The 12,862-nt window shown below is 68.2% G+C and carries 13 protein-coding genes; 4 read left to right on the top strand and 9 right to left on the bottom strand.

Features of this window, described 5'->3' with window-relative positions:
* Positions 1-102: 102 nt before the first annotated feature.
* Positions 103-870, bottom strand: coding sequence for a nucleotidyltransferase domain-containing protein (locus tag EV192_RS29705; protein WP_132121166.1), 768 nt, complete (start codon positions 868-870; stop codon positions 103-105).
* 100 nt (positions 871-970) lie between these two features.
* Here EV192_RS29705 and glgP point away from each other — a divergent pair, with 100 nt between their 5' ends.
* Positions 971-3,544: an alpha-glucan family phosphorylase gene (gene glgP, locus EV192_RS29700; protein ID WP_132121164.1), complete on the top strand. Its 2,574-nt coding sequence runs from the start codon at positions 971-973 to the stop codon at positions 3,542-3,544.
* On the opposite strand, the gene EV192_RS29695 is transcribed toward glgP, so the two are convergent.
* The 8 genes from EV192_RS29695 to glgX form a co-directional block, all read right to left on the bottom strand.
* Positions 3,541-4,539, bottom strand: coding sequence for a tetratricopeptide repeat protein (locus EV192_RS29695; protein ID WP_132121162.1), 999 nt, complete (start codon positions 4,537-4,539; stop codon positions 3,541-3,543). The genes glgP and EV192_RS29695 overlap by 4 nt on opposite strands.
* 56 nt (positions 4,540-4,595) lie before the next feature.
* Positions 4,596-5,324 (bottom strand): alpha/beta hydrolase family protein, encoded by a 729-nt coding sequence (locus EV192_RS29690; RefSeq protein WP_132121160.1) that lies wholly within the window; start codon positions 5,322-5,324, stop codon positions 4,596-4,598.
* A 28-nt stretch (positions 5,325-5,352) separates the two neighbouring features.
* Entirely contained in the window at positions 5,353-6,069 is a 717-nt protein-coding gene (locus tag EV192_RS29685) for an alpha/beta hydrolase family protein (protein ID WP_132121158.1), read from the bottom strand.
* A 36-nt stretch (positions 6,070-6,105) separates the two neighbouring features.
* Positions 6,106-6,312: a hypothetical protein gene (locus EV192_RS29680; protein ID WP_132121156.1), complete on the bottom strand. Its 207-nt coding sequence runs from the start codon at positions 6,310-6,312 to the stop codon at positions 6,106-6,108.
* 213 nt (positions 6,313-6,525) lie between these two features.
* The gene (locus EV192_RS29675; protein ID WP_132121154.1) at positions 6,526-7,257 is read right to left on the bottom strand and encodes an NYN domain-containing protein; all 732 of its coding nucleotides are present in this window, start codon (positions 7,255-7,257) and stop codon (positions 6,526-6,528) included.
* Positions 7,258-7,311: 54 nt separating this feature from the next.
* Positions 7,312-7,704 (bottom strand): rhodanese-like domain-containing protein, encoded by a 393-nt coding sequence (locus EV192_RS29670; protein WP_132121152.1) that lies wholly within the window; start codon positions 7,702-7,704, stop codon positions 7,312-7,314.
* Positions 7,701-8,270: a cysteine dioxygenase gene (locus EV192_RS29665; RefSeq protein ID WP_132121150.1), complete on the bottom strand. Its 570-nt coding sequence runs from the start codon at positions 8,268-8,270 to the stop codon at positions 7,701-7,703. Before EV192_RS29665 ends, EV192_RS29670 begins: the two co-directional genes overlap by 4 nt.
* Positions 8,271-8,485: 215 nt before the next feature.
* Positions 8,486-10,606 (bottom strand): glycogen debranching protein GlgX, encoded by a 2,121-nt coding sequence (gene glgX / locus EV192_RS29660; protein WP_132121149.1) that lies wholly within the window; start codon positions 10,604-10,606, stop codon positions 8,486-8,488.
* Between the two features lie 180 nt (positions 10,607-10,786).
* On the opposite strand from glgX, the gene EV192_RS29655 reads away from it, so the two are divergent.
* From EV192_RS29655 to EV192_RS29645, 3 genes are all read left to right on the top strand, one after another.
* Positions 10,787-11,347: a Uma2 family endonuclease gene (locus tag EV192_RS29655; RefSeq protein WP_132121147.1), complete on the top strand. Its 561-nt coding sequence runs from the start codon at positions 10,787-10,789 to the stop codon at positions 11,345-11,347.
* 87 nt (positions 11,348-11,434) lie between these two features.
* Positions 11,435-11,995: a Uma2 family endonuclease gene (locus tag EV192_RS29650; protein WP_132121145.1), complete on the top strand. Its 561-nt coding sequence runs from the start codon at positions 11,435-11,437 to the stop codon at positions 11,993-11,995.
* 43 nt (positions 11,996-12,038) lie between these two features.
* The gene (locus EV192_RS29645; RefSeq protein ID WP_132121143.1) at positions 12,039-12,860 is read left to right on the top strand and encodes an ABC transporter ATP-binding protein; all 822 of its coding nucleotides are present in this window, start codon (positions 12,039-12,041) and stop codon (positions 12,858-12,860) included.
* Positions 12,861-12,862 lie beyond the last annotated feature (2 nt).

Here is a 12,862-nt window from a genome sequence, read left to right as displayed (position 1 = left end):
CTCTCCTCGTTTCCGGGGTCTGCCCATTAGTTTGCCGTGTCCGCGCATCTTAAACAGAACGGGGCCGTTAATTCCGTTCCTGCAGTTGGTGCTACCGCCGCGTCAACTGGCCGCCCAGGCTTGCTGGTACGTCTCGACCAGCCAGGCGTTCGCCCGGTCGTGGTCCGGTCGCTCAGGCAGCGGGGACGACGTCAGCAGCTTCTCCAGCCTCGCCTCCAGCTCGTCCGCGGCGGCCAGCGCCTCGTCCTTGGTGTGCCGGCCCTGCCGTAGCTCACGCAGCCAGCCCAGCCACGGCTCCGGGATCGGCAACGTGATCCTCCCGGTCTCCAGCAGCTCGACCCCCTGGACGCCGAGCCGGACCATGTGCATCGCGTACTTGGCGTCGAAGCCGTACTTCTCGATCAGCTCCGGTCGGTTGGTGTGCCGCCGCTCGCCGAGCATGCCGGCCCGCTGGGACCGCAGGTAGCCGATGAACCGCCGGCCGGCCACCCGGGACAGGATCAGCTCCGGACGGGCCCGCAGCTCCCGGCCGAGATCGTTGATCGTGACGATCTCCGACTCCGGCACGAACAGCGGCAGCAGAACCGTGGGGTTCCCTTGCAGCGCAAGGCGAAGCCATTTCCGCAACGAGTACACGATCAGGTCGAGGTCGCCGGGTCCGGATCGGACACCCTCCGGCTGCGTCCGGTAGATGTACTGCTCGAAGCGGCTGAGACCGATCACATAGTCCGCGGGCTCGACGCAGATCCCCATCTCGTCGCGGTCGTCCTGGCCTTGGATCGCGGTTCCGTGCAGCCCGGAGCCGACCTGCACGCGCAGGATCGTGCCCTGCTCGGCGATGGCGGCGAACCGCGGACTCGAGTGCTTCATGCCGTTGTTTGTATCCGTCAACCTGGGCATCGGGACAATGAATTTCCAGTGTCGGCCGGGGGCTCGAAGCTTCCGTATCCCGGTAAGTAAGGTGCCTCGGGTGAAAGCCGTACGTCGATTCGCCGTTCGCGCCGGCCTGCCGGAGTCACTCGCCGACCTGGGCACGCTGGCCAACAACCTGCGCTGGACCTGGCATCCGCCGACCCAGGACCTGTTCGCCATGGTGGACCCGCAGGCGTGGGAGGACCTGGGCGGGGACCCGCTGCGCATGCTCGAGCAGGCCCCGGCGGAGCGACTGCGCCTGCTCGCGGCCGACGAGGACTTCATGACCAGGGTCCGGGCCATCTCGGACGACCTCAAGCGCTACCTCACCACCGACCGCTGGTACCAGCGGCGGGCCGATGAGCTGGCCAACCGCGCCGCCGGTGACCCGGCCGCGCCGCGGCTGCCGAAGTCGATCGCGTACTTCTCGATGGAGTTCGGGGTCACCGAGGCCCTGCCGAACTACTCCGGCGGCCTCGGCGTACTCGCCGGGGACCACCTGAAAGCAGCGTCCGACCTGGGGGTTCCGCTGATCGGGGTGGGCCTGCTGTACCGGTCGGGCTACTTCCGGCAGTCGCTGTCGGCCGAGGGCTGGCAGGTCGAGCACTACCCGGTGATCGACCCGCGCGGCCTGCCGTTGGAGCCGTTGACCGAGCCGTCCGGTGCGCCGCTGCTGGTGCACGTGGCCATGCCGGGCGGCCGGATCCTGCGGGCCCGGATCTGGAAGGCCAACGTCGGCCGGGTGCCGCTGCTGCTGCTCGACTCGGACGTGGACGAGAACGACGAGGACCTGCGCAGCGTCACCGACCGGCTGTACGGCGGCGACCAGGACCACCGCATCCGCCAGGAGATCCTGGCCGGCATCGGCGGCGTCCGCGCGGTACGGACGTACTGCGAGCTGACCGGCCACCCGCAGCCCGAGGTGTTCCACACCAACGAGGGCCACGCCGGGTTCCTGGGCCTGGAGCGGGTGCGTGAACTGATGGCGGCCGAGGGCCTGGACTTCGACCAGTCGCTGTCCGCGGTCCGCGCCGGGACCGTGTTCACCACGCACACACCCGTGCCCGCCGGCATCGACCGCTTCCCGGTGGACCTGGTCCACCACTACTTCGGCTCCGGCGCCCTGCTGCCCGGCCTGGAGGTGCAGCGGGTGCTCGCGCTGGGCGCCGAGCAGAACGCCGGCATGTTCAACATGGCCCACATGGGCCTGCGGCTGGCCCAACGCGCCAACGGCGTGTCCAAACTGCACGGCGAGGTCAGCCGGTCCATGTTCGGCGGCCTGTGGCCCGGGTTCGACAGCCACGAGGTGCCGATCCGGTCGGTCACCAACGGCGTGCACGGCCCGACGTGGGCGGCCCGGGAGATCTCCAAGCTGCTCGGCGAGTCCGAAGTGGACAGCGAGGCCGGCCTGATCGGCTTCCAGCCGGTGACCGACTCGCTGCTCTGGGAACTGCGCTGCGGCCTGCGGGACCGGCTGGTCCGTGAGGTCCGGCGGCGGGTGCGGGACGCGTGGTTGCAGCGTGGCGCGTCCGCTTTGGAGCTGTCGTGGACCGACTCGGTGTTCGACCCGGACGTGCTGACGATCGGGTTCGCCCGGCGGGTGCCCACGTACAAGCGGCTCACGTTGATGCTGCGCGACCCGGACCGCCTCAGGGCCCTGCTGCTCGACCCGGACCGGCCGGTGCAGCTGGTCGTGGCCGGCAAATCGCACCCGGCCGACGACGGCGGCAAGGCGCTGATCCAGCAGATCGTCCGGTTCGCCGACGACCCCGAGGTGCGCGGGCGGATCGTGTTCCTGCCGGACTACGACATGTCCATGGCCCGGTACCTCTACTGGGGCTGTGACGTCTGGCTGAACAACCCGATGCGCCCGCTGGAGGCCTGCGGCACGTCCGGCATGAAGGCCGCGCTCAACGGCGGCCTCAACCTGTCCATCCGGGACGGTTGGTGGGACGAGATGTACGACGGCCGCAACGGCTGGGCGATCCCGACCGCCGACGGCGTGAACGACCCGGTGCGCCGCGACGACCTGGAGGCCTCGGCGCTGTACGACCTGATCGCCTCCCAGGTCGCGCCGACGTACTACGACCGCGGCGACGACGGCGTCCCGACCCGCTGGATGGAGCTGGTCCGGCACACCCTGGCGTCGCTGGGTCCGAAGGTGCAGGCCACCCGGATGGTCCGTGAGTACGTCGAGTCGCACTACGCGCCGGCCGCGACGTCCGCCGCGCGGGCCTCGGTGGACGGTTTCCAACAGGCCAAGGACCTCGCGGCGTACCGCAACCGGCTGGAGGCCGCGTGGTACCACGTGCGGGTGTCCGACAGCGAGCTGACGCTGCCGGTCGGCAAGACCCCGGTGATCGGCGAGCAGGTCCAGGCCAGGGCATCGGTGGAGCTGGCCGGTCTGCAACCGTCGGACGTCGAGGTGCAGGCAGTGGTTGGCCGGGTCGGCGACACCGACGACCTGCTGGACGTCGTCACGGTGACGATGTCCCCTGACACCGACGGCACGTATGTGGCTTCGCTGGCGTTGCCGCACGCGGGCGCGCTCGGCTACACCGTCCGGGTACTGCCCAAGCACGACCTGCTGGCGTCCACGGCTGAGCTGGGCCGGGTGATTCTGGCCAACTAGGCGAGGTCGAGCCGGCGACGGGTGAGGGCGACGCGTGGCCACCACGGCACGAGTCGCTCCGCCTGCGCCAACGCACGGCGGGCCGCCGAGTTGTCCCCGGCCGCCATGTACGCGCGGGCGAGCGTGGCCAGGTCGTCGGCGCGTCCTAACGAGTCGTCGTTGTTCTGGCACGCCAACCTGGCCAGCCGGACGGCCAGTTGCGGGTCGCCGGCGAGCAGTGCGAGCAACGCCCGGACACCGTCCATCATGTGGCTGGGTTTGCCGAGTTCGATGGCTTCGTTGAGGGCGCGGGCCGCGACCGGCAGGCCCTGCGACGCCTCCAGCTGTCCGGCTTCGACGGCGGCGCCGGTGAGGCCGGCGACCGCGGCCATGGTCGTCGCGGCGTCGTCTTCGTCGTCGGACATTCCGATGGCGAGGGTGAGGGCCTCGCTGTACCGGCCGCGAGCCTCCAGGACGAGCACGCGAGCCGCCCGCAAGGTCCTGAGCCTCGGGTTCTCGCCGTTCAGGCGGCCGACGAGCCGTTCCGCCTCATCCAACTTCCCGGCCTGGACCAGGTCGAACACGGCCAGCGCGCCAGGCTGCGCGGCCCTGGGCCGGGGGAACCGTACGAGTGCCTGCACCAGTGCCGCGGCGCCGCCGACGGCCATGGCCTGGCTGCTCGTGGCCATCACGGCGACCGCCGCCAAGCCGAACAGGGCGGACGTGATCGCCGCGCCCACGTACCGCGGCCGTGTCGGCAGGACCTCGATGTTGAGTGTCACGGGCAGCACCCGGACCACGAGCTTGCGTAACTCGAACAGGCGCGGTCCGATACCGACCACGATCTTGTGCACCGGCACCCTCAGCGCCAGCGCGCCGACAACCACACCGACCTTCAGGACGACCAGGGTGGCGACGAGTCCGATCAGGGCGGACAGGACGTCGGCTCGCTCCACGGCCACCACGGTGACGGTCACCGCAGTGGTCGACCAGAGGGCCGGTGAAACAGTCCGCACGAGATAGAGACGTTACGTATCTGTTGCCGGATGCCCCATGTCCGCCGGGGTGTCCATCAGGGCAGCGGCATGTGTTCGGCGTACCAGTTGACGGCCGTCGCCAGCAGCCGCGGAATGTCGTCCTTGAAGCTGTGAGCTGCGTCTTCGAGGATCTCCATGCGTGATCCGGCGGGCAGCAACGGCATGCCCTTTTGGGAAATCCGGGCCAGTGACCGTTCCTCCCAGTCACCGCCGTGCACCAGCAGAACCGGACATTTCACCTGGCTGAGGAGCGCGTGCTGGTCGAACTCCTCGAAGTCCCGCAGTGACTGGTGGGTCAGCGTCCACGGCCCGATCCGCAGCACGCCCTCGTCCTGCAGTCGCTGGTAGCGGCGCTCGCCGTAGTACGCCCGCCAGTCGTAGTTGATGGCGTCGGTCGGGGTGCCGGTGAGGACGATCGTCTCCGGGGTGCCGTCGTAGGCCTTCAGGCTGATCGTCCCGCCGAGACTGTGCCCGTACAGGCCGATCCGGCGGTAGCCGAGTTCCCGGACGTGACCGAGGATGGCGGTGAGGTCTTCGACCTCGTTGGCGACCGTGATGACATCCGGGTCGCTCTGCCCGCATCCGCTGAAGTCGAACGTGAGCACGTCGTACCCGGCCGCGGCGAACCCGTCGGCGAGTTGGTCGAACCGCCCGAACGAGTGCCGGTTGTCGCAGAACCCGTGCGCCATGACAACGATCGCTTCGCCGCGTGCCTTCCGCAGCTCAGCGGCCAACCCTGGCCCCCTCGGCGTACGAATCCACATGGCTGCAGGATCCGCCGCCCCCGCAACCTCACCGCAAATGTCGTTGGTACCAGGCACAAGCCAGCGCGCTCAGCTCATCCATGTACCCGGTGAAACTGTGGCCGGCACCGGCGACGACCGCCAGCCGTGACCCTTCGGGCAGCGTCGCCTGCCGCGACCGGTCGAGCAGTTCCCGCTCCTCCTCGTCGCCGTCCCCGTGAATGAGCAGCAACGGGCACTCAACCGGTCCCAGCAGCCGTTCCTGGTCCCGTTCCTCGAAGTCCTCTAACGTCTGTCGGCTCAGCAGGTGCTTGCCGTCCCGCATGAACCCGGTTTCGTCCAACTCCCGCAGTTGCTCCGCCGAGTAATACTCACTCCAGGTGTAACGCATCGGGCCTGTGGCGGCCCCGGACAGGACCATGGTCCGAATGTCCTTGTCATAAGCGGCAAGGCAAACAGACCCACCCAAACTGTGCCCGTGCAACGCGACCCGCCGAAACCCCCGAGCCCTGACATGGCCGATCACGGCCCGCAGGTCCTCGACTTCGTTCGCGACCGTGACGACATCCGGTTCGCTTTCCCCACACCCACTGAAGTCGAAGGTGAGAACCGAGAACCCCAGCCCCGTGAAGTCCTTGGCCAACCGATCGAAACGCCCCCGCGAACGCCGGTCCGAACAGAACCCGTGCGCCATGACAATGACCGAATCCCCGTCACCGTGAAGCTCACCGGCCAGCCGCACCCCACGCGCGGTCCGAATCCACATGACCAGATGATGCCCACCGTCGAAACCCAGGAAAACCTAATAACGCAGCAACACGGCCCATAAACTCGCCTGCGGCGGCGAAAGCTCACCCCGCTCCAGCCCCTGCCCGAGCCGCCCCAACTCGTGGAACAACTCCTCCGCGGCCGGACTCAACGCCGGCATCCCGCCCCGCACCCCGGCCGTCCACTCCCGCCGAAGGTCGGCGAACAGCATGAGCTGCTCAGGACTCCCACCGTCACGCACTGCCAGAGCGTAGCCAACGAAGACCCTCGGTGATCACCGCGGCCCCGGCAGTCGTGGATGGGCATGAAAAAACCCGGCCCACATGTGGACCGGGGGGGTGAGAAGAACTCTAGTCGACCGGTGGCCGCCGCCGCAACTCGGAACACGGGCGAGCCGAGACCCGGCCCACGAGTACGGCAGGACCTGGCTGTCCGCGCAACTTCCCAGCCGCGTTCACCAGTCGAACGGCTTCCTGTACTTCTCGACTGGATCAGGCAATTGGCGCGCGCGGAAGTCAGCCGCGCGCAGCGCTCGCCACCAGTGGCGCCCGACGCCATCGGTGGAATCTCCCGACAAGGCTCGTGCCGTGTAGCCGCCGCCGGGATTGACGACGCCAAGGGGGACTCGTTCACGGACTTCACGCACTGGCATCTTCAGGTCACTGTCATTGCTGATGACCAGGGCTGCGTCCACTGCGCCAGACACTACATCAACAAGCAGATGTGAAGCGACGTTGACGTCGGAGCCCTTTTCTTCCCATGTGGCGACAGAGGCGATGAATGTCGCATCCGGTATCGGCACGTCCTGCTGTTGCACGATTATCGGCCATGCCGGGGTGGTCAGCACCGGCCTGTTCCTCCGGTTCGCAATCGCCAGCGGGCGGGCGATCACCTTGCTGATGTAGTTGCCGAACTCGATGTGGTCCACACTGTTCGCCGCGCACAGTGCGTCCAGATATACGTTCTGATCAAGAGCTCCGCCGGCGTTGAAGGTCGAGTTGATCCTTGCCGTGCAGTACACGACCCGGTCGACCTGGGCGCCTGGCCAGATGTGCCCTTGCTCCGCTACAAGCGCGGTCGCCAATGCCCGCAAGTCCAGCCATCGCCAGCCCGCTGTGCCTCGACCGCACTGCTTTCGCCCTCCGTAGTACAAGTTGTAGCCATCTACGTAGACTCCCACACGCATGCGCCGAGCGTAGCCAATGGCGACTCTGGGTCATCATGCGGGCGGTATTGAGCGCTATGTCACCGGTGTTGAGGCGCCGGGGCGGGTGGGGAGGCCGGCGGATCGCCAGCCGCGGAAGCCGCCGATCAGGTCGGTGGCCCGGTGCAGGCCGAGGGCGCGCAGGTCGCGGGCGGCCAGGCTGGAGGAGTAGCCCTCGTTGCACATCACGACCACACGGGTGTTCTCGTCGAAGCCGGGGATCCGGTGGTCGCCCGCTGGGTCGAGGCGCCACTCCAGGACTATCCGCTCGATCACGACCGAGCCGGGGATCTCGCCGTCGGCTTCGCGGTTGTGGGCCGGGCGGATGTCGACGATCAGGGTGTCCGGCGAGTCCAGCAGGTCGGCTGAGGGGGAGACGCGGTCAAGGTCGGCTCGGGCTTCGGCCAGTACGGTGTCGATGGCGCTCACGGCTCCACGGGTTCCTTTCGCAGGTCCGCCAGGGACCGGTGGGCCGGCAGTGGCGGGATCTCGGCCGGGATCTCCGCCAGGCTGCCATATTCGCGGGTGGGCACAAGGGGCGGTGAGTAGGCGTGCACGCTGGCCGCGTTGCCCTTCGACAGGTTCAGCACCTGGTGGGCGCGGCCGGCGCCGAAGCCGACGGCCGAGCCGACCGAGTGGGACTGGCTGCGGATCGGACCGCCGGGGTAGCGGTAGAACTCGGCGAGTGTCCCGGTGAGCACGGTGAACGAACCGGAGGCGCCGCCGTGGTCGTGTGGTTCGGTGCGTTGGCCGGGCAGCCAGGACAGCAGCCACAGTTCGACGCCCTCGGTCAACGCCAGCCGGGCCCACCAGCGTTGCGGTGAGGTGTAGTCCAACACCCCGAGCAGTGACGTGGTCAACTCGGACGCCACTGTGGACGTCAGGTCGCGCAGTTCGCGCGGCGACCACAGCAGGCGGGACGGGAACAGCAGGTCGGGCAGCAGCGGGTCGGTGATCGCCGGGTGCAGTTCGACGTCGGAGACGGGCGCAGTCATCTTCAGGTCTCTCCTGGGTGATGTGCGGGTGTCGATGACCGGACACGCGGCACAGGAGAGGTGTGGTTACCCGTGCCGCGTGGCGATACACCCGCACAACTTGACCTTCGCCTGGTCAAGGGTGCGGTCCTGCCAGAGAAGCGGCGACCGGGTCACCACCTTATGGTGACATGGCCATGCGACCGCGAAAAGTCGCTCTCACTTGCTGGAACCGGTCAGCGGCGAGCCCGCAGGAGCAGTAGTGACCTGGCCGGCATCAGCACGGTCTCGCCGGGCTCGAGCGGCTCCGGCTCGGTGGGTTTGCCGTCCGGGGAGTTGCTGTCCAGCACCGGCTCGTAGTCGTCGCCGTAGCGTTCCGCGGGCAGGGTGAACTCGGCCGGGTCCGCACCGGCGTGCAGCAGCATCAGCCATGAGTCGTCGGACACCAGTTCGCCGTCGCGGGTACGGGACAGCGACTCCGAGCCGTCGATCCACATGCCGAGCGACCGCGCGCTGTCGTCGAACCAGTTCTCGTCGGACATCGGGCACCCGTCCGGCCGGAACCACACCAGGTCGGGTTCGCCCGAACGGGTCGGGCGGCCGTCGAAGAAGTGCGGCTGGCGCAACGCGGGCGCCCTGGTGCGCAAGCTGATCACGTGCCGCACGAAGGTGGTCATGTCCGACGCGTTCTCGTCCTGCGCCCAGTCCAGCCATGATGTCTCGTCGTCGACGCAGTACGCGTTGTTGTTGCCGCCCTGGGTGCGCCACCGCTCGTCGCCTGCGACCAGCATCGGCGTCCCGGTGGACAGCAGGAGGGTGGCGACCAGGTTGCGCGCCTGCCGGGCCCGCAGGTCGAGGATCTCCTTGTCGTCCGTCTCGCCCTCGGCGCCGCAGTTCCACGACCGGTTGTCGTCCGTGCCGTCGCGGCCTTCCTCGCCGTTGGCGTTGTTGTGCTTGTCGTTGTACGACACCAGGTCCCGTAACGTGAACCCGTCGTGCGCGGTCACGAAGTTGACCGACGCCCACGGCCGCCGCCGGTTCATCGCGAACAGGTCCGACGACCCCGACAGCCGGTACGCCAGGTCCCGGACGCCGACCGCGCCCCGCCAGAAGTCCCGGACCGTGTCCCGGTAGCGGCCGTTCCATTCCGTCCATTGTGGACCAAAGCCGCCGACGCGGTAGCCCTCGCCGGTCGCGTCCCACGGCTCGGCGATCAGCTTGCACCGCGCCAGCACCGGGTCGGACACGATGGCTGTCAGCAGCGCGGAGTTGGGGTCGAACGAACCGCCGTTCGGCCGGCCGAGCGCGGACGTCAGGTCGAACCGGAACCCGTCGACCCCCAGCTCGCCGGCGAAGTACCGGAGCGAGTCCGTGACCATCCGGACCACGGTCGGCGAACCGCCGTTCAGCGTGTTGCCGCAGCCGGTCAGGTCGTTGTCGTACCCGTTCGGACCGAGCACGTAGTACGCCGGCGCGTCCAGGCCGCGGAACGACAGCGTCGGCCCGCCCGCGCCGCCCTCGCAGGTGTGGTTGTAGACGACGTCCAGGATGACCTCGATGCCGACCGCGTGCAGCGCCGCCACCATCGTGCGGAACTCCTCGATCTCCCGGCCGGGCTCGCTGGCGTAGCCGGCGTGCGGCGCGAAGAACCCGAGGGTCGAATAGCCCCAGTAGTTCTGCCGACCCCGGTCGCGCAACCCCGGCTCCGAGCTGATCGTGTGGATCGGCAGCAGCTCGACCGCGGTCACCCCGAGCCGCACCAGGTGCTCGACCACCACGGGATGCGCCAACCCCAGGTACGTGCCGCGCAGCCGGGCCGGCACGTCCGGATGCGTCTTCGTGAAGCCGCGCACATGCAGCTCGTAAACCACCGTCTCCTCGAACGGGACTTCCGGTTTCGTGCCCGTGTCCGCGCCACCCGGCGACGTCACCACCGACAACGGCACGCTCCCCAACGAGTCCACCCGCGACGGAATGCCGTCCATCAGGTCGCCGACGTAGTCGAGGGTGTCCGCGATGCTCGTCACGTCCCCGCTGATCCGCCGCGCGTACGGGTCGACCAGCAGCTTCGCGGGGTTGCACCGCACCCCGCGCGCCGGGTCGTACGGCCCGTGCACCCGGTAGCCGTACCGCTGGCCCGGCGTGACACCCGGGACGATCCCGTGCCAGATGCCGAACGTGTGCTCGGCCAGCTCGATCCGGCGCTCGGTGCCGTCCTCGCTGATCAGGCAGACTTCGACGGCGTCGGCCACGGCGGACGCCACCGCGAACCGCACGCCGCCCCACTCGGGGTACGAGCCCAGCGGGAACGGGCCACCGGCGCGGATCAGCGGATAGTCACGAGGTGAGGCAGGCACCGCTCCATCTTCGCAAGGATCACCGACACTCCGGCCGGCCCGATGCGCAAACCCAACCGAACGGACCACAATCTGTGGCCGTTAAGGGCTGATGTAGCGGCGGGAACACGGCTGTTAAGTTGGCGCCCCTTGGCGCCGATAGCTGGATGAAGAGTTGCCGACCAGCCGGAGACACACGAGATGAGTATCGAGGGGCCATGGCCCGATCACCTGCTGACCCTGGCCGAGTGGGAGGCGTTGCCCGAGGACAACAGCCGTCGATTCGAACTGGCCGAGGGCGTGTTGGTGGTCGCGCCGCATCCACCTGCAGGCCATCAGTGGGTGCTGACTGAACTGCTCGTTCAGCTGCATGACCAGCTCTTGCCGGAGCTGACTCCGCTGCCTGCGGTGGAGATCGTGGTGTTCGAAGACTTCCCCGCGACGGTCCGGGTCCCGGACATCGCGGTGATCCCGGAAGCCGTGCTCAGGCAGAGGCCGGTCCGCCTCGCTGCCCGGGACGTGGTCCTGGCGATCGAGATCACCGCGCCGGGCACACGGCGGATCGACCGCGTTCTCAAGCTCGCCGAGTACGCCGAGGCGGGTATCGAGAACTACTGGATCGTGGACCTCGAACAACCGGCCACGATCAGCGCCTTCGAGCTGGTCGGCAGAGAGTACAAGCTCGTCGTCGAGACCTCCGGCACGCTGTCGGTCACCGCGCAGGTGCCACTCACCGTGGATGTTCAAGCGCTGTTCGCGTAATGCGATTCGAGACTCGCGAGCCCGACTGGGCGCCGAGTGACATGAGACAATCAAGGGCGTCAGGTTCCAGCCGGAGGTACACACGAGATGAGTAGTGCGGTGTATGGGCGTGATCACCTGCTGTCCCTCGCTGAGTGGGATGCCCTCCCCGAGGACACCCACGAGCGACATGAGCTCGTTGATGGGATGTTGCAGGTGTCACCTAGCCCGGTATGGGATCACCAGAAGGCCGCCAAACGGCTGGTTCTTCAACTGGACCCGCAGCTTCCCGGCGATCTGTGCCTGACGCAGGACTACGAGGTCATTCTGTTCGGGTCAGGCCGGCCGACTGTTCGGAGGCCGGATCTTCTGATCGCTCCCGATGCGGCAGGAGAGGACAACCCAGCCCGCATCACCGCGAAGGATGTGCTGTTGGCGATCGAGATCATGTCACCGGGCTCGCAGGTGATCGATCGCATGCACAAGTTCACCGAGTACGCCAGGGCAGGTATCGAGAACTACTGGATCGTGGACCCCGAACGCCCGGTCACGATCAGTGTCTTTGAGCTGGTCGGCGAGGTGTACAAGCTCGTCGTGGAGACCGCCGACACCCTCTCGGTGGCGGCTCCGGTGGCACTCACGGTCGACGTTCAGGCGTTGCTTCCGTAGAGCGACCACCCGGTTGGGGGTGGCCGCGGGGGCTGACGACAGAATGAGGCACGTGGCTGAGCCGACTGACTTCGACGACCTCGTTGTGCACATGACCGACGTCGGCGTTCGCCGCGGCGGGAACAAGCTGCTCACCGGCGTGAACTGGGGTGTCGAGCTGGATGAGCGGTGGGTGATCCTCGGCGGGAACGGCGCCGGGAAGACCACTTTGCTGCGGATGGCCGCCGCTGAGCTGCATCCGTCGAACGGGACGGTCCAGCTGCTTGGCGAGACGCTGGGGCGGGTCGATGTGTTCGAGTTGCGGCCCAGGATCGGGTTCTGTTCGGCCGCGACCGCGGCGCGGGTGCCGCCGGACGAGAAGGTGTTGGACGTTGTGGTCAGTGCCGGCTATGCGGTGATGGGCCGGTGGCGTGAGGAGTACGAGTCGCTGGACACCGGCCGGGGCCACGAACTCCTTGCCGCGCTGGGGGTGGGGCAGTTCGCGGACCGGTTGTTCGGGACGTTGTCCGAGGGGGAGCGCAAGCGGGTGTTGATCGCGCGGGCGTTGATGACCGATCCCGAGTTGTTATTGCTGGACGAGCCGGCGGCCGGGTTGGACCTCGGTGGGCGGGAGGATCTGGTGGCGCGGCTGACCGAGCTGGCCATGGATCCGGACGCGCCGGCCACCGTCCTGGTCACCCACCACGTGGAGGAGATCCCGCCCGGGTTCACCCACCTGATGTTGCTCAAGGGCGGGGAAGTGGTCGCGCAGGGCCTCCTTGAGGACGTCCTGACCAGCGAGAACCTGTCCGCGACGTTCGGTCAGCAGCTGGTGTTGGAGCGGTCCGGGGACCGCTACTTCGCCCGTCGGGCTACTGGAGAGTAACG

It is taken from the genome of Actinocrispum wychmicini, from assembly GCF_004345645.1.
In the GTDB taxonomy this organism is placed as follows: domain Bacteria; phylum Actinomycetota; class Actinomycetes; order Mycobacteriales; family Pseudonocardiaceae; genus Kibdelosporangium; species Kibdelosporangium wychmicini.
This window is presented reverse-complemented; position numbering and strand designations above follow the sequence as displayed.

Coding starts and splice junctions, on each gene's coding strand:
- EV192_RS29705 (WP_132121166.1), bottom strand. CDS start 870: ATGAAGCACTCGAGTCCGCGGTTCGCCGCCATCGCCGAGCAGGGCACG.
- EV192_RS29690 (WP_132121160.1), bottom strand. CDS start 5,324: ATGTGGATTCGTACGCCGAGGGGGCCAGGGTTGGCCGCTGAGCTGCGG.
- EV192_RS29685 (WP_132121158.1), bottom strand. CDS start 6,069: ATGTGGATTCGGACCGCGCGTGGGGTGCGGCTGGCCGGTGAGCTTCAC.
- EV192_RS29675 (WP_132121154.1), bottom strand. CDS start 7,257: ATGCGTGTGGGAGTCTACGTAGATGGCTACAACTTGTACTACGGAGGG.
- EV192_RS29665 (WP_132121150.1), bottom strand. CDS start 8,270: ATGACTGCGCCCGTCTCCGACGTCGAACTGCACCCGGCGATCACCGAC.
- EV192_RS29655 (WP_132121147.1), top strand. CDS start 10,787: ATGAGTATCGAGGGGCCATGGCCCGATCACCTGCTGACCCTGGCCGAG.
- EV192_RS29650 (WP_132121145.1), top strand. CDS start 11,435: ATGAGTAGTGCGGTGTATGGGCGTGATCACCTGCTGTCCCTCGCTGAG.
- EV192_RS29645 (WP_132121143.1), top strand. CDS start 12,039: ATGAGGCACGTGGCTGAGCCGACTGACTTCGACGACCTCGTTGTGCAC.